The 17,010-nt window shown below is 67.9% G+C and carries 30 protein-coding genes and 1 pseudogene; 30 read left to right on the top strand and 1 reads right to left on the bottom strand.

All coding sequences use genetic code 11. The features are described 5' to 3' along the window. The 21 genes from ACESL7_RS04205 to rpmD all read left to right on the top strand — a co-directional run. Positions 1-75 (top strand): EF-Tu C-terminal domain-related protein (locus tag ACESL7_RS04205; protein WP_372891755.1); only part of this gene is annotated, 75 nt, incomplete at its 5' end. Positions 76-148: 73 nt separating this feature from the next. Then, positions 149-457 carry a 30S ribosomal protein S10 gene (gene rpsJ / locus ACESL7_RS04200; RefSeq protein WP_372891753.1) on the top strand — a complete coding sequence of 103 codons (309 nt, stop codon included), beginning with the start codon at positions 149-151 and terminating at the stop codon, positions 455-457. Between the two features lie 13 nt (positions 458-470). Next, on the top strand, positions 471-1,340 hold the full coding sequence (gene rplC / locus ACESL7_RS04195) for a 50S ribosomal protein L3 (RefSeq protein ID WP_372891751.1): 870 nt from the start codon (positions 471-473) through the stop codon (positions 1,338-1,340). Between the two features lies 1 nt (position 1,341). Beyond that, entirely contained in the window at positions 1,342-1,959 is a 618-nt protein-coding gene (gene rplD, locus ACESL7_RS04190) for a 50S ribosomal protein L4 (protein WP_372891749.1), read from the top strand. Then, positions 1,956-2,252 carry a 50S ribosomal protein L23 gene (locus ACESL7_RS04185; protein WP_372891747.1) on the top strand — a complete coding sequence of 99 codons (297 nt, stop codon included), beginning with the start codon at positions 1,956-1,958 and terminating at the stop codon, positions 2,250-2,252. The genes rplD and ACESL7_RS04185 overlap by 4 nt, the downstream gene beginning before the upstream one ends. A 149-nt stretch (positions 2,253-2,401) precedes the next feature. Continuing rightward, complete coding sequence (gene rplB / locus ACESL7_RS04180; RefSeq protein WP_372891745.1) at positions 2,402-3,244, top strand: 50S ribosomal protein L2; 843 nt, start codon at positions 2,402-2,404, stop codon at positions 3,242-3,244. Positions 3,245-3,247: 3 nt separating this feature from the next. Then, positions 3,248-3,526, top strand: coding sequence for a 30S ribosomal protein S19 (gene rpsS / locus ACESL7_RS04175; protein WP_372891743.1), 279 nt, complete (start codon positions 3,248-3,250; stop codon positions 3,524-3,526). Positions 3,527-3,530: 4 nt separating this feature from the next. Further along, positions 3,531-3,911 carry a 50S ribosomal protein L22 gene (gene rplV, locus ACESL7_RS04170; RefSeq protein WP_372891741.1) on the top strand — a complete coding sequence of 127 codons (381 nt, stop codon included), beginning with the start codon at positions 3,531-3,533 and terminating at the stop codon, positions 3,909-3,911. Further along, the gene (gene rpsC, locus ACESL7_RS04165; protein ID WP_372891739.1) at positions 3,911-4,615 is read left to right on the top strand and encodes a 30S ribosomal protein S3; all 705 of its coding nucleotides are present in this window, start codon (positions 3,911-3,913) and stop codon (positions 4,613-4,615) included. Before rplV ends, rpsC begins: the two co-directional genes overlap by 1 nt. Positions 4,616-4,628: 13 nt before the next feature. Next, entirely contained in the window at positions 4,629-5,042 is a 414-nt protein-coding gene (gene rplP, locus ACESL7_RS04160; protein ID WP_372891737.1) for a 50S ribosomal protein L16, read from the top strand. Positions 5,043-5,167: 125 nt separating this feature from the next. Then, positions 5,168-5,371 (top strand): 50S ribosomal protein L29, encoded by a 204-nt coding sequence (gene rpmC / locus ACESL7_RS04155; RefSeq protein ID WP_115981367.1) that lies wholly within the window; start codon positions 5,168-5,170, stop codon positions 5,369-5,371. Positions 5,372-5,381: 10 nt separating this feature from the next. Next, positions 5,382-5,612, top strand: coding sequence for a 30S ribosomal protein S17 (gene rpsQ, locus ACESL7_RS04150; protein ID WP_372891735.1), 231 nt, complete (start codon positions 5,382-5,384; stop codon positions 5,610-5,612). Between the two features lie 76 nt (positions 5,613-5,688). Beyond that, positions 5,689-6,057: a 50S ribosomal protein L14 gene (rplN, locus tag ACESL7_RS04145; RefSeq protein ID WP_115981371.1), complete on the top strand. Its 369-nt coding sequence runs from the start codon at positions 5,689-5,691 to the stop codon at positions 6,055-6,057. Continuing rightward, positions 6,057-6,368, top strand: coding sequence for a 50S ribosomal protein L24 (gene rplX / locus ACESL7_RS04140; RefSeq protein ID WP_372891733.1), 312 nt, complete (start codon positions 6,057-6,059; stop codon positions 6,366-6,368). The genes rplN and rplX overlap by 1 nt, the downstream gene beginning before the upstream one ends. After that, a complete protein-coding gene (rplE, locus tag ACESL7_RS04135) occupies positions 6,361-6,924 on the top strand; it encodes a 50S ribosomal protein L5 (protein ID WP_372891731.1) in 564 nt (187 codons plus the stop codon). The genes rplX and rplE overlap by 8 nt, the downstream gene beginning before the upstream one ends. A gap of 20 nt (positions 6,925-6,944) precedes the next feature. Continuing rightward, complete coding sequence (rpsN, locus tag ACESL7_RS04130) at positions 6,945-7,250, top strand: 30S ribosomal protein S14 (RefSeq protein WP_372891729.1); 306 nt, start codon at positions 6,945-6,947, stop codon at positions 7,248-7,250. Positions 7,251-7,263: 13 nt separating this feature from the next. Beyond that, positions 7,264-7,656 carry a 30S ribosomal protein S8 gene (gene rpsH / locus ACESL7_RS04125; RefSeq protein ID WP_372891727.1) on the top strand — a complete coding sequence of 131 codons (393 nt, stop codon included), beginning with the start codon at positions 7,264-7,266 and terminating at the stop codon, positions 7,654-7,656. Between the two features lie 11 nt (positions 7,657-7,667). Next, positions 7,668-8,201 (top strand): 50S ribosomal protein L6, encoded by a 534-nt coding sequence (gene rplF, locus ACESL7_RS04120; RefSeq protein WP_372891725.1) that lies wholly within the window; start codon positions 7,668-7,670, stop codon positions 8,199-8,201. Between the two features lie 11 nt (positions 8,202-8,212). Then, positions 8,213-8,572 (top strand): 50S ribosomal protein L18, encoded by a 360-nt coding sequence (rplR, locus tag ACESL7_RS04115; protein ID WP_372891723.1) that lies wholly within the window; start codon positions 8,213-8,215, stop codon positions 8,570-8,572. A gap of 11 nt (positions 8,573-8,583) precedes the next feature. Then, positions 8,584-9,150, top strand: coding sequence for a 30S ribosomal protein S5 (gene rpsE, locus ACESL7_RS04110; protein WP_372891721.1), 567 nt, complete (start codon positions 8,584-8,586; stop codon positions 9,148-9,150). A gap of 12 nt (positions 9,151-9,162) precedes the next feature. Next, entirely contained in the window at positions 9,163-9,351 is a 189-nt protein-coding gene (gene rpmD, locus ACESL7_RS04105) for a 50S ribosomal protein L30 (protein ID WP_372891719.1), read from the top strand. Positions 9,352-9,408: 57 nt separating this feature from the next. Here the strand turns inward: rpmD and ACESL7_RS04100 are convergent, their stop codons facing one another. Further along, entirely contained in the window at positions 9,409-10,011 is a 603-nt protein-coding gene (locus tag ACESL7_RS04100) for a hypothetical protein (RefSeq protein WP_372891718.1), read from the bottom strand. Positions 10,012-10,163: 152 nt separating this feature from the next. On the opposite strand from ACESL7_RS04100, the gene rplO reads away from it, so the two are divergent. The 9 genes and pseudogenes from rplO to ACESL7_RS04055 all read left to right on the top strand — a co-directional run. After that, the gene (gene rplO / locus ACESL7_RS04095) at positions 10,164-10,637 is read left to right on the top strand and encodes a 50S ribosomal protein L15 (protein WP_372891716.1); all 474 of its coding nucleotides are present in this window, start codon (positions 10,164-10,166) and stop codon (positions 10,635-10,637) included. A gap of 103 nt (positions 10,638-10,740) precedes the next feature. Further along, the gene (secY, locus tag ACESL7_RS04090; RefSeq protein ID WP_372891714.1) at positions 10,741-12,105 is read left to right on the top strand and encodes a preprotein translocase subunit SecY; all 1,365 of its coding nucleotides are present in this window, start codon (positions 10,741-10,743) and stop codon (positions 12,103-12,105) included. Further along, positions 12,102-12,773, top strand: a complete 672-nt coding sequence (locus ACESL7_RS04085; protein WP_372891712.1) for an adenylate kinase — start codon at positions 12,102-12,104, stop codon at positions 12,771-12,773. The genes secY and ACESL7_RS04085 overlap by 4 nt, the downstream gene beginning before the upstream one ends. A 188-nt stretch (positions 12,774-12,961) precedes the next feature. Next, complete coding sequence (gene rpsM, locus ACESL7_RS04080; protein ID WP_372891710.1) at positions 12,962-13,330, top strand: 30S ribosomal protein S13; 369 nt, start codon at positions 12,962-12,964, stop codon at positions 13,328-13,330. 15 nt (positions 13,331-13,345) lie between these two features. After that, on the top strand, positions 13,346-13,738 hold the full coding sequence (gene rpsK / locus ACESL7_RS04075; protein ID WP_372891708.1) for a 30S ribosomal protein S11: 393 nt from the start codon (positions 13,346-13,348) through the stop codon (positions 13,736-13,738). A gap of 114 nt (positions 13,739-13,852) precedes the next feature. After that, complete coding sequence (locus tag ACESL7_RS04070) at positions 13,853-14,869, top strand: DNA-directed RNA polymerase subunit alpha (protein ID WP_372891706.1); 1,017 nt, start codon at positions 13,853-13,855, stop codon at positions 14,867-14,869. 79 nt (positions 14,870-14,948) lie between these two features. Continuing rightward, complete coding sequence (gene rplQ, locus ACESL7_RS04065) at positions 14,949-15,368, top strand: 50S ribosomal protein L17 (protein ID WP_115981404.1); 420 nt, start codon at positions 14,949-14,951, stop codon at positions 15,366-15,368. 123 nt (positions 15,369-15,491) lie between these two features. Beyond that, positions 15,492-16,865, top strand: coding sequence for a trypsin-like peptidase domain-containing protein (locus tag ACESL7_RS04060; protein ID WP_372891704.1), 1,374 nt, complete (start codon positions 15,492-15,494; stop codon positions 16,863-16,865). A gap of 5 nt (positions 16,866-16,870) precedes the next feature. Then, a pseudogene (locus ACESL7_RS04055) lies at positions 16,871-17,010 on the top strand (replication-associated recombination protein A); the annotation flags it as partial.

The raw sequence follows: 17,010 nt of genomic DNA, 5'->3' as shown, positions 1-17,010 counted from the left end.
GAGAAGCTCCGCTTCGCCATCCGCGAGGGCGGCCGCACCGTCGGATCCGGCGTCGTGTCGAAAATCATCGAGTGATCGCAATCGGTTCGACGTGGGCCGGGCCCCGGTCCGGTCCACCTCTCAACTGCGAAAGGCAAGGCAGATGGCAGTGACAAGCCAGAATATCCGGATCCGGCTCAAGGCCTTCGACTACCGCGTGCTCGACGCGAGCACGCGGGAGATCGTGAACACGGCCAAGCGCACCGGCGCCGAGGTCCGCGGGCCGATCCCGCTTCCGAACAAGATCGAGAAGTTCACGGTCCTGCGCGGCCCGCACGTCAACAAGAAAAGCCGCGATCAGTTCGAGATCCGCACGCACAAGCGGCTCCTCGACATCGTCGATCCGACGCCGCAGACGGTGGACGCGCTGATGAAGCTCGACCTCGCCGCCGGCGTGGACGTCGAGATCAAGGTCTGAGGAGGGCACCGACATGCGTTCTGGAGTGATCGCCCGGAAGGTCGGGATGACCCGGGTCTTCATGGATGACGGGCGGCAGGTGCCGGTGACCGTCCTGCAGCTCGACAAGCTGCAGGTGGTGGCGCAGCGCACCGCCGACAGGGATGGTTACTCGGCTGTTCAGCTCGGCGCCGGCACCGCCAAGGTCAAGCGCGTCAGCCAGCCGATGCGTGGCCATTTCGCGGCCACCAAGGTGGAGCCCAAGCGCAAGCTCGCGGAATTCCGCGTCGCGCCCGAGAACCTCATCGAGGTCGGCGAGGAGATCACCGCCGACCACTATTTCGAGGGGCAGTACGTGGACATCTGCGGCACCTCGATCGGCAAGGGGTTCGCGGGTGGCATGAAGCGCCACAACTTCCGGGGCCTCGAGATGACGCACGGCGTCTCGATCTCGCACCGGAGCCACGGCTCGACCGGCCAGTGTCAGGACCCGGGCCGCGTGTTCAAGGGCAAGAAGATGGCCGGCCACATGGGTGCGGCGCGCGTGACGACGCAGAACCTTCAGGTCGTGCGCACGGACGCGGATCGCGGCGTCATCATGATCAAGGGCGCGGTGCCCGGGCCGAAGGGCGGCTGGGTCACCGTGAAGGACGCGGTGAAGAAGGCCGCGCCCGAGAACCTGATCCTGCCCGCCGCGCTCAAGTCCGCCGCCGACGAGGCCAAGCGCCAGGCCGAGGAGGCCGCCGCGCAGGCCGCCGCCGAGGAGGAAGAGGCACGCCGCGCCGCCGAGGAGGCCGCCGCTGCCGAGGAGGCGGAGGCGCTCAAGGAGGCCGAAGCCGACATCGAGGCGCAGAAGAGCGCCGAGGACGGCAGCGCGTCGCCCGAAAAGAAGGAAGGCGAGTGACATGAAACTCGACGTCATCACGCTCGACGGCGGGACGGCGGGCTCGGTCGACCTCGGTGACGAGGTCTTCGGGCTCGAGCCGCGCGCCGACATCCTGCACCGCGTGGTCCGCTGGCAGCGGGCCCGGGCGCAGGCCGGCACGCACAAGGTCAAGACCCGCTCCGAGACGAGCTACTCGACCAAGAAGATCTACCGCCAGAAGGGCACGGGCGGCGCACGTCATGGTGACCGGAACGCGCCCATCTTCCGCAAGGGCGGGATCTACAAGGGGCCGACGCCGCGCAGCCATGCGCATGATCTTCCGAAGAAGATCCGCCGCCTCGGCCTCAAGCACGCGCTGTCGGCGAAGGCGCGCGAGGGCGCGCTCGTGGTCCTCGACGAGGCGAAGGGAAGCGGCAAGACCGCGGAACTCGCCAAGAAGGTCGGCGCCCTCGGATGGAAGCGTGCGCTCGTGATCGACGGGGCAGAGGTGGACGAGGGCTTCGCCCGCGCCGCGCGCAACATCGACGGGCTCGACGTGCTGCCGAGCGTCGGCGCGAATGTGTACGACATCCTGAAGCGCGACACGCTCGTGCTGACGAAGGCGGGTGCTAGAGCACTGGAGGCGCGGCTGAAATGAGCGTGAAACCCGAACATTACGACGTGATCCGCAAGCCGATCATCACCGAGAAGTCGACGCTGGCGTCGGAAAACAACGCCGTCGTATTCGAAGTGGCGATCGACTCGAACAAGCCCGCGATCAAGGACGCGATCGAGGCGCTCTTCGGCGTGAAGGTCCGCGCGGTCAACACGGCCATCACCAAGGGCAAGACGAAGCGCTTCCGCGGACGCGCCGGCCGGCGCAAGGACGTCAAGAAGGCCTATGTCACGCTCGAGGAGGGCAACACCATCGACGTGACCACGGGCCTCTGATAACAGGCGCGGACTCACGTGCGAGGCCCCGGGGCGCCGGGGCCTCGTCTTTTCGACCGGGGACCTTCGGGGCCCTTCACCGCCGGGCCGAGACGGTCCGCAAACCAAGAGGCGGCCTCGCCCGCCCGTAACGACGGAAGACAGGAACCATGGCACTCAAGTCGTACAATCCGACGACGCCTGGCCAGCGCGGGCTGGTGCTGATCGACCGTTCGGACCTTTGGAAAGGTCGTCCCGTCAAGGCTCTCACCGAGGGCCTCACGAAGAAGGGCGGCCGGAACAACACCGGACGGATCACGGCCCGGCGCCGCGGCGGCGGCACCAAGCGGCTCTACCGCATCGTCGATTTCAAGCGAAGAAAGCACGACGTCCCCGGCGTCGTCATGCGGATCGAATACGATCCCAACCGGACTGCCTTCATCGCGCTGGTCCAGTATCAGGACGGCGAAAAGGCCTACATCCTCGCGCCGCAGCGGCTTGCCGTCGGCGACAAGGTGGTGGCGGCGCCGAAGGCGGACATCAAGCCGGGCAACGCGATGCCCTTCTCGGGCATGCCGATCGGCACGATCGTCCACAACGTCGAGCTTAAGCCCGGCAAGGGCGGCCAGATCGCGCGGGCCGGCGGCACCTATGCGCAGTTCGTCGGCCGTGACGGCGGCTATGCACAGATCCGCCTCTCGTCGGGAGAGCTGCGGATGGTCCGGCAGGAGTGCATGGCCACCGTCGGCGCCGTCTCGAACCCGGACAACGCGAACCAGAACTTCGGCAAGGCGGGCCGCACCCGGCACAAGGGCAAGCGTCCGGCCGTGCGCGGTGTCGCGATGAACCCGATCGACCACCCGCTCGGTGGCGGCGAGGGGCGCTCGTCCGGCGGTCGCACGCCGGTGACGCCCTGGGGCAAGGACACCAAGGGCCGCCGCACCCGCAATACCAACAAGGCGTCGCAGAAACTCATCCTGCGGTCGCGCCACGCTCGCAAGAAGGGCCGTTAAGTCATGGCACGTTCCGTCTGGAAAGGGCCTTTCGTCGACAGCTACGTGCTGAAGAAGGCCGAGACGGCCCGGGAATCGGGCCGCAACGACGTCATCAAGATCTGGTCGCGCCGCTCCACGATCCTCCCGCAGTTCGTGGGGCTCACCTTCGGCGTCTACAACGGCCAGAAGCATATTCCCGTCCTCGTCAACGAGGACATGATCGGCCAGAAGTTCGGCGAATACGCGCCGACCCGCACCTACTACGGGCACATGGCCGACAAGAAAGCGAAGCGGAGATAAGGCGATGGGCAAGGAAAAGAACCCCCGCCGCGTGGCCGAGAACGAGGCGATGGCCAAGCTGCGGATGCTGCGCACCAGCCCGCAGAAGCTGAACCTCGTCGCGGCGCTGATCCGCGGCAAGAAGGTGGATCGCGCGCTGACCGATCTGACCTTCTCGAAGAAGCGCATCGCGCAGGACGTCAGGAAGTGCCTGCAGTCCGCGATCGCGAACGCCGAGAACAACCACAACCTCGACGTGGACGAGCTCGTCGTCGCGGAGGCCTGGGTCGGCAAGAACCTCGTGATGAAGCGGGGCCGGCCCCGCGCACGCGGCCGCTTCGGCCGGATCAACAAGCCGTTTTCGGAGCTGACCATCAAGGTGCGCCAGATCGAGGAGCAGGCCTAATGGGGAACAAGACCAATCCGATCGGGATGCGCGTTCAGGTCAACCGCACCTGGGATTCCCGCTGGTACGCCGACACCAAGGAGTACGGCGACCTGCTGCTCGAGGATGTCCGCATCCGCGAGTTCATCCGCAAGTACGCCAAGCAGGCGGGTGTCGCGCGCATCATCATCGAGCGTCCGCACCGCAAGTGCCGGGTGACGATCCACGCGGCACGGCCCGGCGTGATCATCGGCAAGAAGGGCGCCGACATCGAGGCGCTCCGCCAGAAGCTCTCGCGGATGACCGACAGCGAACTGCACCTCAACATCGTCGAGGTGCGCAAGCCCGAGCTCGACGCGACGCTCGTCGCCGAATCGATCGCGCAGCAGCTGGAACGCCGCGTGAGCTTCCGGCGCGCGATGAAGCGGTCCGTGCAGAACGCGATGCGCATGGGCGCGCTCGGGATCCGGGTCAATGTCGCCGGCCGCCTCGGCGGCGCCGAGATCGCCCGGACGGAGTGGTACCGCGAGGGTCGCGTGCCGCTGCACACGCTGCGGGCCGACATCGACCATGCCACGGTCGAGGCCGAGACGCCCTACGGCATCATCGGGGTCAAGGTCTGGATCTTCAAGGGCGAGATCATGGAGCACGACCCCAGTGCGCGGGATCGGCGCATGCAGGAGATCCAGGACGGTCCGGCCCCCCGCGGCGCCGGCCGCCGTTGAGGAGACGTGACAGATGCTTCAACCCAAGCGCACCAAATTCCGCAAGCAGCACAAGGGCCGCATCAAGGGCGAGGCCAAGGGCGGGTCCGCCCTGAACTTCGGCACCTTCGGCCTGAAGGCTGCGCAGCCCGAGCGGATCACGGCCCGCCAGATCGAGGCGGCCCGCCGCGCCATGACGCGCCACATGAAGCGTCAGGGCCGGGTCTGGATCCGTATCTTCCCCGACGTGCCGGTGACCTCGAAGCCGACCGAGGTCCGGATGGGCAAGGGCAAGGGCTCGGTCGATTTCTGGGCGGCCAAGGTCAAGCCCGGCCGCGTCATGTTCGAGATTGACGGCGTCGCAGAGGATGTGGCAAAGGAAGCCCTCCGGCTCGCGTCGATGAAGCTGCCGATCAAGACTCGCATCGTGGCGCGCGAAGACTGGTAAGAGTTTCCGGGCGTCCGGCCGGTTGGCCGGGTGCCCTTCTCATGTTGGAAAAGCGCGGGATGGTGCCGGACGGCACGGCGGCCGAGGCCGCGTTCCGCGACTTCTGATGGAAGGACGTACAGGCGATGGACGCCAGTGAACTGAGAGACAAGACGCCGGACCAGCTCCGCGAGGAGCTGACCCGCCTCAAGAAGGAGGCGTTCAACCTGCGCTTCCAGCAGGCGACCGGCGCGTTGGAGAACACCGCGCGGATGCGTGCCGTGCGCCGCGACGCGGCGCGGGTGAAGACCGTGCTGAACGAGAAGGCCGCGCAAGCGGCCGCCGAGTGAGGGGAACGCCATGCCCAAGCGCATTCTTCAGGGTACCGTGACCTCCACGGCCAACGCCCAGACCGTGACCGTCTCGGTCGAGCGCCGGTTCAAGCATCCGGTGCTTCAGAAGACGATCAAGAAATCCAAGAAGTACCGGGCCCACGACGAGGGCAGCCAGTATTCGGTCGGCGACAAGGTCCGCATCATCGAGTGCGCGCCGAAGTCGAAGACGAAACGCTGGGAGGTGATGGCCCACTAGGGCGCGTCACATCCCGGTTTGATCGAAACCCTGGGGACCAAGGGCGCAGCCCTCCCCAAAGGTCGGGAGAAACCCCATGATCCAGATGCAGACGAATCTGGATGTCGCTGACAACTCCGGCGCACGCCGGGTGCAGTGCATCAAGGTCCTCGGCGGGTCGAAGCGGAAATACGCCAGCGTGGGCGACATCATCGTGGTGTCGGTCAAGGAGGCGATTCCGCGTGGCCGCGTCAAGAAGGGCGACGTGCGCAAGGCCGTCGTCGTGCGGACCGCCAAGGAGGTGCGCCGCGAGGACGGCACCGCCATCCGCTTCGACCGCAACGCCGCGGTGATCCTCAACAACAACCTCGAGCCGGTCGGCACGCGGATCTTCGGTCCGGTGGTGCGCGAACTGCGTTCGAAGAGCTTCATGAAGATCATTTCGCTCGCCCCGGAGGTGCTCTGATGGCTGCGAAACTCAAGACGGGCGACAAGGTGATCGTGCTCGCCGGCAAGGACAAGGGCCGCACCGGCACGATCGCCTCGGTCGATCGCAGGACGGGCAAGGCCGTCGTGGAGGGCGTCAACATGGCCGTCCGCCACACGCGCCAGTCCCCGCAGAGCCAGGGCGGGCGCATCCCCAAGGCGCTGCCCATCGACCTTTCGAACCTCGCGCTGCTCGACAAGGACGGCAAGGCGACGCGCGTCGGCTTCCGCGTCGAGGATGGCAAGAAGGTGCGCTACGCCAAGACGACGGGGGACGCGATCGATGCTTGACGCCCAGACCTACACGCCCCGCCTGCGCGCGCTCTACGACGACGAGATCAAGGCGAAGCTCAAGGAAGAGTTCGGCTACGCGAACGCCATGATGGTGCCGCGGCTCGAAAAGATCGTGCTCAACATCGGCTGCGGCGCCGAGGCGGTGAAGGACTCCAAGAAGGCCAAGGCGGCGCAGCAGGACCTGAGCCTGATCGTCGGCCAGCAGGCCGTCATCACCAAGGCGAAGAAGTCGATCGCCGGCTTCCGTGTCCGCGAAGGCATGCCGCTCGGCGCCAAGGTGACGCTGCGCGGCGGCCGGATGTACGAGTTCCTCGATCGCCTGGTCACCATCGCGCTGCCGCGCGTCCGTGACTTCCGGGGCATCAGCGGCCAGTCGTTCGACGGTCGCGGCAATTACGCGATGGGTCTCAAGGAGCACATCGTCTTCCCCGAGATCGACTACGACAAGGTCGAGGAGGTCTGGGGCCTCGACATCATTATCGCCACCACCGCGAAAACCGACGCGGAAGCCAAGGCGCTGTTGACGCATTTCAACATGCCTTTCAACGCCTGAGCGCCGGAGGAGACTGCATAATGGCCAAGAAAGCGATGGTCGAGCGCGAAAAGAAGCGCCAGCGGCTTGTCGAGAAATACGCCGCGCAGCGCGCCGCGCTGAAAGAGATCGCCAACGACGAATCGAAGCCGATGGAAGAGCGCTTCAAGGCGCGGCTCAAGCTCGCGAAGCTGCCGCGCAACAGCTCGCCCACCCGGCTGCACAACCGCTGCCAGCTGACCGGCCGGCCGCACGGCTACTACCGCAAGCTCAAGGTCAGCCGGATCGCGCTCCGCGAACTCGGCTCCACCGGCCAGGCGCCGGGCCTCGTGAAGTCGAGCTGGTGAGGGAGGGCGTCAGATGAACGATCCCATCGGAGACATGCTCACCCGCATCCGCAACGCGCAGATGCGCGGCAAGTCGAGCGTCAAGACGCCGGCCTCCAAGCTGCGTGCCTGGGTGCTCGACGTGCTCATCGGCGAAGGCTACATCCGCGGTTACGAGCACACCACCGACGAGCGGGGCCACCCGCAGATCGATATCGCGCTGAAGTACACGGAAGGCCGGCCGGTCATTCAGGAGCTCAAGCGCGTCTCGACGCCGGGCCGCCGCGTCTACATGGGCGTGCGCGATCTGCCGTCGGTGCGTCAGGGGCTGGGCGTGTCGATCGTCTCGACGCCGAAGGGCGTGATGTCGGACGCCGCCGCGCGCTCGGCGAACGTCGGTGGCGAAGTGCTCTGCACGGTGTTCTGAGGAGGTTCGCGATGTCTCGTATCGGAAAACAGCCGGTCGCGCTCCCCTCGGGCGTGACCGCCACCATCTCGGGCCAGACCGTCGAGGTGCAGGGGCCGAAGGGCACCCGCAGCTGGACGGCGACCGACGAGGTGACAATCACGCAGGACGATGACGCGATCCGCGTCGCGCCCCGCGGCAACTCCAAGCGCGCGCGCCAGCAGTGGGGCATGAGCCGCACCAATATCGCGAACCTCGTGCAGGGCGTCACCGACGGCTTCAAGAAGGAGCTGGAAGTGCAGGGTGTCGGCTACCGCGCCCAGGCGCAGGGGGCCACGCTGAAGCTCAATCTCGGCCTCAGCCACGACGTCGATTTCCCGGTCCCGGATGGCGTGACGATCACGACGCCCAAGCCGACCGAGATCGTTGTCGAGGGCAACGACGAGCAACTCGTCGGTCAGGTCGCGGCGAACATCCGCGACTGGCGGCGGCCCGAGCCCTACAAGGGCAAGGGAATCCGCTACAAGGGCGAGTACATCTTCCTCAAGGAAGGCAAGAAGAAGTAGGGCGCGGGATCATGGCATTGGACAAGCAGAAACAGTTCCGCAAGCGCCGCCTGCGCGTCCGGAACAAGATCAAGGCGATGAACGCGGGGCGCCTGCGTCTCTGCGTGCATCGCTCGAACAAGAACATTCACGCCCAGCTCATCGACGACGTCGAGGGCCGGACCGTGGCGGCCGCCTCCTCGCTCGAGGCGTCGCTCGGCATCGCGGGCCGCAACAACGTCGAGGCCGCGAGCAAGGTGGGCGCGACGCTCGCCGAGCGCGCGAAGTCGGCGGGCGTGGAAGAGTGCTACTTCGACCGCGGGGGCTTTCGCTATCACGGCGGCATCAAGGCGCTCGCCGATGCCGCCCGTGACGGCGGCCTGAAGTTCTGAGGAGACGCGATATGGCTAGAGAACCGCAGGGCGGACGCGGCCGCCGGGACCGCGACGAGACGCCCGAATTCGCCGATCGCCTCGTCGCGATCAACCGTGTGTCGAAGACCGTCAAGGGCGGCAAGCGCTTCGGCTTCGCCGCGCTCGTCGTCGTCGGCGACCAGAAGGGCCGCGTCGGCTTCGGCAAGGGCAAGGCCAAGGAAGTGCCCGAGGCGATCCGCAAGGCCACCGAGCAGGCCAAGCGCGGCATGATCCGCGTGCCCCTGCGCGAGGGCCGGACGCTGCACCACGACGAGAACGGCCGCTGGGGCGCCGGCAAGGTGATGATCCGCTCGGCGCCACAGGGCACCGGGATCATCGCCGGCGGTCCGATGCGCGCCGTCTTCGAGATGCTGGGCGTTCAGGACGTCGTCGCCAAGTCGAACGGCACGCAGAACCCCTACAACATGATCCGCGCCACGCTGGACGCGCTGCGCAAGCAGCAGAGCCCGCGCATGGTGGCGCAGCGCCGCGGCAAGAAGGTCGCCGAGGTCCTGCACAAGGATGACGCGCCGAAGCCCGAAGCGGCCGAGGCGTAAGGGAGAGAGATCATGGCAAAGACCATCGTGGTGAAGCAGATCGGCTCGCCGATCCGCCGGCCGGCCAGGCAGCGCGAAACGCTGATCGGCCTCGGCCTCAACAAGATGCACAAGACGCGGGAGCTCGAGGACACGCCCTCGATCCGCGGCATGATCGCCAAGATCCCGCATCTCGTCGAGGTCGTCGAAGAACGCGGCTGAGCCCGCCGAACGTCCGAGCCGGAAGCCCCCGCGCCCCGCGCCGGGGGCTTTCGTCGTTCAGGGCGTGTGCCGGCCCCAGCGACGGCGTGCGACCCGTCCGCTGGCGGTCGCGCCGGCGATCCCGCTGTACAGCAGGAAGAGATACAGCGGATAGGCCATTTCGAGCGGCGAGGCGCCGAGCACCGAGGCGGCGCCGAAGGTCGCGGCAAGCCATTGCAGGATCCAGGGCGTCAGGACTTCCGAGCGGGGCGTGTTGAACGCCTTGGCGATCGTCAGCGACCCGCCGGCCGTGCCGACCGCGATGGCGAGCGCCATCGCCCAGGCCGCGTTGTCGGTCCACCACCAGAGCGCGAGACCGAGCGCCGAGAAGCTGAGCACCGTGGCATCGCTACGCTGCGCGATCGAGCCGGTGCCGCGCCAGAGCGACAGCAGGAAGACGGTGTTGGTGCCGACCATCTGCGCGCCGGTGAACACGAGGCCGCGCGTCCCCCCCGAGTGCAGCACCGACGCGAAGGCGATCGCGCTCAGGAGCGCCCAGATGAACCACGACGAGCGTTGCGGCGTCGCCTGCCCGCGCACCGTGGCGATCGTATAGGGAAAATAGGCCGCGACGCTGAGCAGGCCCCCGATCATGGCCAGCTGGCTGCTGTCGATGACCATCACCGCCTCCCGTGCGCCGCGTCCCGGCGCTTGATCGCGCCGCGATTGCCCGTTAAACGCGCGCCACGGGCACGAGGTCCCGAATCCGACGACAGAAAACGCCGTGGTCCGCCACTTCGCTTCGGGGCGGAATCCGGCATTGGAGAAGCGAAATGAAACTGAACGAACTCCGCGACGCCGAGGGCGCCACCCACCGTCGCAAGCGCGTCGCGCGCGGCCCCGGCTCGGGCAAGGGCAAGACCGCCGGCCGCGGCATCAAGGGCCAGAAATCGCGCTCCGGCGTGGCGATCAAGGGCTTCGAAGGCGGCCAGATGCCGATCTATCAGCGCCTGGCGAAGCGCGGCTTCAACAAGCCCAACCGCAAGAGCTTCGCCGTGGTGAACCTCGGCGACCTGCAGAAATTCGTCGACGCCGGAAAGCTCGACGCGAGCCAGCCGGTCACCGAGGAGGCGCTCGTGGCCTCCGGCCTCGTCCGACGTCGGCGCGACGGCGTGCGCGTGCTCGGCAAGGGCGCGCTCTCGGCCAGGCTCGACCTGCAGGTCACCGGCGCCTCGGCCAGTGCCGTCTCTGCGGTGGAAAGCGCCGGCGGCTCGGTCACGCTCGCCGCGACGGCCGCCGCGGAATAACGGGTTGTGGCCTTCGCGCCTGCCCGATAGATAATCCAATGTATCCGCCCGCCGCCCGCGCCCTTCGCGCGCCGGGCGGCGGCGCCCGCACCGGGGGAGCCGCATGGTATCCGCAGCCGAACAGATGGCCGCCAACACGAGCTGGGGCGCGCTTGTCCGCGCCACGGAACTCCGACAGCGGATTTTCTTCACGCTCGGTCTGCTGATCGTCTACCGGATCGGCACCTTCATTCCGGTGCCCGGCATCGACGGGCAGGCGCTGCAGGACTTCATGACGGAAGCCTCGACCGGCATCGGCGGCATGCTGTCGATGTTCACCGGCGGGGCCCTCGGGCGCATGGGAATCTTCGCGCTCGGGATCATGCCCTACATCTCGGCCTCGATCATCGTGCAGCTGCTCGCGGCGATGGTGCCGAAGCTCGAGCAGCTCAAGAAAGAGGGCGAGCAGGGCCGCAAGAAGCTCAACCAGTACACGCGCTACGGCACGGTTCTCCTGGCGACGATGCAGGCCTACGGCCTGGCGGTCAGCCTCGAATCCGGCGATCTGGTCACCGATCCCGGCTGGTTCTTCCGGGCGGCCTGCGTCATCACGCTGGTCGGCGGCACGATGTTCCTGATGTGGCTCGGCGAGCAGATCACCGCGCGCGGCGTGGGCAACGGCATCTCGCTGATCATCTTCGTCGGCATCATCGCCGAGGTGCCCTCGGCGCTGGCGCAGTTCTTCGCCTCGGGACGCTCGGGCGCGATCAGCCCGGCAGTGATCGTCGGCGTGATCCTGCTGATCGTCGTCACGATCACCTTCGTGGTCTTCATGGAGCGATCGCTGAGGAAGATCACGATCCAGTACCCGCGCCGCCAGGTCGGCATGAAGATGACCGAGGCTCAGACCAGCCACCTTCCGGTGAAGGTCAACCCGTCGGGCGTGATCCCGGCGATCTTCGCGAGCTCGCTGCTCCTTCTGCCGACGACGATCAGCACCTTCTCGGGGCAGCAATCCGGCCCGGTGATGTCCGCGCTGCTGGCCTACTTCGGGCCTGGGCAGCCGCTCTACCTTCTGTTCTTCGCAGCGATGATCATCTTCTTCGCGTATTTCTACACGTTCAACGTGGCCTTCAAGCCGGACGACGTGGCCGACAACCTGAAGAACCAGAACGGCTTCGTTCCCGGCATCCGCCCGGGCAAGAAGACGGCGGAGTACCTCGAATACGTCGTCAACCGCGTGCTCGTGCTCGGCTCCGGCTACCTCGCGCTCGTCTGCCTGCTGCCCGAGATCCTGCGCAACCAGTACTCGATCCCCTTCTACTTCGGCGGCACCTCGGTCCTGATCGTGGTCTCCGTGTCGATGGACACGGTCCAGCAGATCCAGAGCCACCTGCTTGCGCATCAGTACGAAGGGCTCATCCAGAAATCGCAGCTCCGCGGCAAGAAGCAGAAGCGGGGCGGCAAGAAGACACCGGCCAGAAAATGAACATCATACTTCTCGGACCGCCCGGAGCGGGCAAGGGAACGCAGGCCCGCCGCCTCGAGGAGGAGCGTGGCCTCGTTCAGCTTTCGACGGGCGACATGCTGCGCGCGGCGCGCGCCAGCGGCACGGAGATGGGCAAGCGCGTGGCCGAGGTCATGGACCGGGGCGAACTCGTCACCGACGAGATCGTCATCGGCCTGATCCGCGAGCGGCTCGAGGGGTCGGAGGCGCCGGGCTTCATCTTCGACGGGTTTCCCCGCACCCTCGCGCAGGCCGACGCGCTCGGCGCGCTGATGGAAGAGACGGGATCCCGTCTCGATGCGGTGATCGAGATGCAGGTCGACGACGAGGCGCTGGTGCGCCGCATTACCGCGCGCGCGACCTGTGCGGGCTGCGGGGAGGTCTACAACGACGTGACCAAGCCGATCCCGGCCGACGGCAAATGCGCCAAATGCGGGAGCGAGGAGTTCAAGCGCCGCGAGGACGACAACGAGGAAAGCCTGCGCCAGCGGTTGATGGAGTACTACAAGAAGACCTCGCCGCTGATCGGGTATTATTACGCCAAGGGCAAGCTCTTCAGGATCGACGGTCTCGGCGAGATCGACGCGGTGGCCGCGGCGATCTCGGACGTCCTTGACGGCGACCGCCAGCCGGCGTCGGCAGGGGCTTGACGGCCCCCGCCTCGTCCCCTACGCACCAGCATCTCGGCAGAGAATCGATTTGCGCGGCGTCGCTCCCGGCGCTCCGACGCGCGACATCGCAGGACCACCTCTGACCCGGCCCGTGGACTGCCGCCGCGGGCCGAGGGTTGTGAAAAAAGGGCCTGGCGTTACGGGCTCGCAACGAAAGGACTGACCACGTGGCACGCATTGCCGGCGTCAACATTCCCACGAACAAGCGCGTGCCGATCGCGCTGACCTACATCCACGGAATCGGCCACTCCGCCGCCGAGTCGATCTGCGACGCCGTCGACGTCGACGGATCGCGCCGGGTCAACGAACTCTCGGATGCCGATCTCGTCGCGATCCGCGAGCACATCGATCAGAATTACACCGTCGAGGGTGACCTGCGCCGCGAGGTGCAGATGAACGTCAAGCGCCTGATGGACCTCGGCTGCTACCGCGGCCTGCGCCACCGCCGCAAACTGCCCGTGCGCGGTCAGCGCACCCATACCAACGCGCGCACCCGCAAGGGTCCCGCGAAGCCGATCGCCGGCAAGAAGAAATAAGGAGGGCAGTCACCAATGGCACGCGATACCCGCCGCCGCGGACCCAAGAAGGTCTCCAAGAACATCGCCACCGGCACGGCGCATGTGAATTCCTCCTTCAACAACACCAAGATCCTGATCTCGGACGTGCAGGGCAACGCCATCTCGTGGTCGTCGGCCGGCGCGATGGGCTTCAAGGGCTCGCGGAAGTCGACGCCCTACGCCGCGCAGCTCGCCGCCGAGGATGCGGGCAAGAAGGCGCAGGAGCACGGCATGCGCACGCTCGACGTGGAAGTGCAGGGCCCCGGGTCCGGCCGCGAATCGGCGCTGCGCGCGCTCGCCGCCGTCGGCTTCAACATCACGTCCATCCGCGACGTGACGCCCATCCCGCACAACGGGTGCCGGCCGCCCAAGCGCCGGCGCGTCTGACGGACCAGACTTTGCAAGGGGCGGCGCGGGCTTCGCGCCGTCCCGCTTTGTCATTCAACCTCGGGCGTTCCGGCCTTCGGACATGGGGCCGGAACAGGAATTGAGGAGACATCCATGATCCACAAGAACTGGTCCGATCTGATCAAGCCGAACGCGCTCGACGTCAAGCCCGGCGACGAGCCGGCGCGCAAGGCGACTCTCGTGGCCGAGCCGCTCGAGCGCGGGTTCGGCCTGACGCTGGGAAACGCGCTGCGCCGCGTCCTGCTGTCCTCGCTTCAGGGCGCTGCCATCACGTCGGTCCAGATCGACAACGTCCTGCACGAGTTCTCCTCGGTCGCCGGCGTGCGCGAGGACGTGACCGACGTGATCCTCAACCTCAAGGGTGTGGCGCTTCGCATGGAAGTCGAGGGGCCGAAGCGGCTGTCGATTTCCGCCAAGGGGCCCGGCGTCGTCACCGCAGGCGACATCTCCGAGAGCGCGGGCATCGAGATCCTCAACCGCGACCATGTGATCTGCCACCTCGACGAGGGCGCGGACATCTACATGGAGCTGACCGTCAACACCGGGAAAGGCTACGTTCCGGCCGACAAGAACAAGCCCGAGGACGCGCCCATCGGCCTGATCCCGATCGACGCGATCTATTCGCCGGTCAAGAAGGTCTCCTACGAGGTCACGCCGACCCGCGAGGGGCAGGTTCTCGACTACGACAAGCTCACCATGAAGGTTGAGACCGACGGCGCGATCACGCCGGACGATGCGGTCGCCTATGCCGCGCGCATCCTTCAGGACCAGCTGTCGATCTTCGTCAACTTCGAGGAGCCGGAAGGCTCGGGCCGCGAGTCGGACGAGGACGGGCTGGAGTTCAACCCGCTCCTCCTCAAGAAGGTGGACGAGCTGGAGCTTTCGGTGCGCTCGGCGAACTGCCTCAAGAACGACAACATCGTCTACATCGGCGACCTCATCCAGAAGACCGAGGCCGAGATGCTGCGCACGCCGAACTTCGGCCGCAAGTCGCTCAACGAGATCAAGGAAGTGCTTTCGGGCATGGGCCTGCACCTCGGCATGGAGGTCGAGGACTGGCCGCCCGACAACATCGAGGACCTGGCGAAGAAGTACGAAGAGAACTTCTGAGCCGCGGGCTCCGGCCCCAAGGAGAGCGGCCCGCGCGCACGGGCCGCCGGACAAAGCATAAAGCGATAGGAGACACCCCATGCGTCACGCCCACGGATACCGCAAGCTCAACCGTACCCACGAGCACCGCAAGGCGCTCTTCGCCAACATGGCCGGTTCGCTGATCGAGCACGAGCAGATCAAGACGACCCTGCCCAAGGCGAAGGAGCTCAAGCGCGTCGCCGACAAGCTCGTCACCCTCGCCAAGCGTGGCGACCTGCACGCCCGCCGTCAGGCGGCCTCGCGGCTCAACGACGAGGCGCATGTCGCCAAGCTCTTCGACGTGCTCGGCCCGCGCTACCAGGACCGGCCCGGCGGCTACGTCCGCGTGCTGAAGGCCGGGTTCCGCTACGGCGACATGGCGCCGATGGCGATCGTCGAACTGGTGGACCGCGACCCGGAGGCGAAGGGCGCCGCCGACCGCGCCCGCCTCGCCGAGGAGGAGGCCGCCGAGGACTGATCCTCCCGGCCGGCCGAGTATCGCGCGCCCCGCGGGAGACCGCCGGGGCGCGTCTTGCGTTCCGGCGCCTTGCAATGGCGTGCGCCGGCCCGCATATCGACGCCCACCGCGGGAGGCCGCCCCATGTTTCGAGCCCTCATCGTCAGTCTTGCCCTCGCCGCCACGCCGCTTGCCGCCGAGCCGCAGGTGCCGCGGACGCAGGCCGAGATCGACCTGTCCTTCGCGCCGGTCGTGCGCGCCGCCGCGCCGGCGGTGGTCAACATCTATGCCCGCCGCGTGGTGCAGGAGCGCCGCTCGCTCTTCGACGACCCGGTGTTCGAGGAGTTCTTCCGCGACTTCGCGCCGGAGCGGCCGCGCGTGCAGAACTCCCTCGGATCCGGCGTGATCCTCTCGCCCGACGGTGTCGTCGTCTCCAACTACCACGTGGTCGGCCGCGCCACCGACATCCGCGTCGTGCTGAACGACCGGCGCGAGTTCTCCGCCGAGGTGGTGCTGGCCGACGCCGAGGCCGATCTCGCGATCCTGCGTCTCGAGGGCGCCGAGGATCTGCCGCACCTGCCGCTCCGCGACAGCGACACGCTGGAGGTGGGGGAACTCGTCCTCGCCATCGGCAATCCCTTCGGCGTGGGGCAGACGGTCTCCTCCGGCATCGTCTCGGCCGTGGCGCGCTCGGGGCCTGCGACGGGCGACCGGCGCGGCTACTTCGTGCAGACCGACGCGCCGATCAACCCGGGCAACTCGGGCGGCGCGCTCGTGGACGCGGCCGGGCGGCTCGTCGGCGTCAACACCTCGATCCTCAGCCGCACGGGCGGCTCCATCGGCATCGGCTTCGCGATCCCGGCGGACCTCGTCGCGCGCTTCGTGGCCGAGGCGCGCGCCGGCGCCGAGACCTTCCGCCGCCCCTGGGCCGGCATGAGCGGGCAGCCGGTGGACGCCGACATGGCCGAGGCGCTCGGCCTCGGCCGCCCCCGTGGCATGGTCGTCTCCGATCTGCACCCCCTGAGCCCCTTCGCCGCGGAGGGCCTGCGGCAAGGCGACGTGATCCTCGCGCTCGACGGGGCCGAGGTGAACGGCCCCGCCGGCATGGCCTACCGCCTCGCCGTCGCCGGGCCGGGCGCAGAGGTCACGGCGGAGCTCTGGCGCGAGGGCCGCGCGCGGGCGGTCACCGTGCGCCTCGCGCCGCCGCCGGAGGAGCCGCCGCGCGCGCCGCTCACGCTGGGCCGCGACACGGCGCTGCCGGGGCTCGCGCTCGCCACCGTGAACCCCGCCGTCATCGCCGAGATGAACCTGCCGCTCGGCGCGCGGGGCGTCGTCGTCACGGACGCCGGCCGGTTCGGTGCGCGCGCCGGGCTCGAGGCGGGCGATGTGATCCGCGCCGTCTCGGGGCGCGAGGTCACGACCCCGCGCGAGGTGCGCCGCGCGCTCGCCTCGGGCGGCTGGCACGAGATCGTCGTGCAGCGCGGCGAACGCCGCGTCGCCATCCGCTTCCGGGGCTGACCGCGATGGCCGATCTTTTCGACCGCGAGGAGGCACCGGACCCGACGGCGGAGACGGGCGAGGGCGCGCCGCGCCCGCTTGCCGACCGGCTCCGCCCGCAGGCCCTCGACGAGGTGATCGGGCAGGAGACGCTCCTTGGCCGGGG

The sequence above is a fragment of the Rhodosalinus sp. genome (assembly GCF_041685465.1).
Taxonomy (GTDB): Bacteria; Pseudomonadota; Alphaproteobacteria; order Rhodobacterales; family Rhodobacteraceae; genus Rhodosalinus.
Note: the sequence above shows the minus strand (reverse complement) of the source record. Positions and strands in the feature narration are given on the sequence as shown.

Excerpts from the sequence above, each read along its gene's own strand:
- ACESL7_RS04100 (WP_372891718.1), bottom strand. The coding sequence starts at position 10,011 with ATGGTCATCGACAGCAGCCAGCTGGCCATGATCGGGGGCCTGCTCAGC.
- rplR (WP_372891723.1), top strand. The coding sequence starts at position 8,213 with ATGGCATTGGACAAGCAGAAACAGTTCCGCAAGCGCCGCCTGCGCGTC.
- rpsC (WP_372891739.1), top strand. The coding sequence starts at position 3,911 with ATGGGGAACAAGACCAATCCGATCGGGATGCGCGTTCAGGTCAACCGC.
- rplP (WP_372891737.1), top strand. The coding sequence starts at position 4,629 with ATGCTTCAACCCAAGCGCACCAAATTCCGCAAGCAGCACAAGGGCCGC.
- rpsE (WP_372891721.1), top strand. The coding sequence starts at position 8,584 with ATGGCTAGAGAACCGCAGGGCGGACGCGGCCGCCGGGACCGCGACGAG.
- rplO (WP_372891716.1), top strand. The coding sequence starts at position 10,164 with ATGAAACTGAACGAACTCCGCGACGCCGAGGGCGCCACCCACCGTCGC.
- rplB (WP_372891745.1), top strand. The coding sequence starts at position 2,402 with ATGGCACTCAAGTCGTACAATCCGACGACGCCTGGCCAGCGCGGGCTG.
- rpsN (WP_372891729.1), top strand. The coding sequence starts at position 6,945 with ATGGCCAAGAAAGCGATGGTCGAGCGCGAAAAGAAGCGCCAGCGGCTT.
- rplN (WP_115981371.1), top strand. The coding sequence starts at position 5,689 with ATGATCCAGATGCAGACGAATCTGGATGTCGCTGACAACTCCGGCGCA.
- secY (WP_372891714.1), top strand. The coding sequence starts at position 10,741 with ATGGTATCCGCAGCCGAACAGATGGCCGCCAACACGAGCTGGGGCGCG.
- rpsQ (WP_372891735.1), top strand. The coding sequence starts at position 5,382 with ATGCCCAAGCGCATTCTTCAGGGTACCGTGACCTCCACGGCCAACGCC.
- ACESL7_RS04185 (WP_372891747.1), top strand. The coding sequence starts at position 1,956 with ATGAGCGTGAAACCCGAACATTACGACGTGATCCGCAAGCCGATCATC.
- rpsH (WP_372891727.1), top strand. The coding sequence starts at position 7,264 with ATGAACGATCCCATCGGAGACATGCTCACCCGCATCCGCAACGCGCAG.
- rplC (WP_372891751.1), top strand. The coding sequence starts at position 471 with ATGCGTTCTGGAGTGATCGCCCGGAAGGTCGGGATGACCCGGGTCTTC.
- rplQ (WP_115981404.1), top strand. The coding sequence starts at position 14,949 with ATGCGTCACGCCCACGGATACCGCAAGCTCAACCGTACCCACGAGCAC.
- rplD (WP_372891749.1), top strand. The coding sequence starts at position 1,342 with ATGAAACTCGACGTCATCACGCTCGACGGCGGGACGGCGGGCTCGGTC.
- rpsS (WP_372891743.1), top strand. The coding sequence starts at position 3,248 with ATGGCACGTTCCGTCTGGAAAGGGCCTTTCGTCGACAGCTACGTGCTG.
- rplV (WP_372891741.1), top strand. The coding sequence starts at position 3,531 with ATGGGCAAGGAAAAGAACCCCCGCCGCGTGGCCGAGAACGAGGCGATG.
- rpmD (WP_372891719.1), top strand. The coding sequence starts at position 9,163 with ATGGCAAAGACCATCGTGGTGAAGCAGATCGGCTCGCCGATCCGCCGG.
- ACESL7_RS04085 (WP_372891712.1), top strand. The coding sequence starts at position 12,102 with ATGAACATCATACTTCTCGGACCGCCCGGAGCGGGCAAGGGAACGCAG.
- rplE (WP_372891731.1), top strand. The coding sequence starts at position 6,361 with ATGCTTGACGCCCAGACCTACACGCCCCGCCTGCGCGCGCTCTACGAC.
- ACESL7_RS04070 (WP_372891706.1), top strand. The coding sequence starts at position 13,853 with ATGATCCACAAGAACTGGTCCGATCTGATCAAGCCGAACGCGCTCGAC.
- rpsK (WP_372891708.1), top strand. The coding sequence starts at position 13,346 with ATGGCACGCGATACCCGCCGCCGCGGACCCAAGAAGGTCTCCAAGAAC.
- rplX (WP_372891733.1), top strand. The coding sequence starts at position 6,057 with ATGGCTGCGAAACTCAAGACGGGCGACAAGGTGATCGTGCTCGCCGGC.
- rplF (WP_372891725.1), top strand. The coding sequence starts at position 7,668 with ATGTCTCGTATCGGAAAACAGCCGGTCGCGCTCCCCTCGGGCGTGACC.
- rpmC (WP_115981367.1), top strand. The coding sequence starts at position 5,168 with ATGGACGCCAGTGAACTGAGAGACAAGACGCCGGACCAGCTCCGCGAG.
- ACESL7_RS04060 (WP_372891704.1), top strand. The coding sequence starts at position 15,492 with ATGTTTCGAGCCCTCATCGTCAGTCTTGCCCTCGCCGCCACGCCGCTT.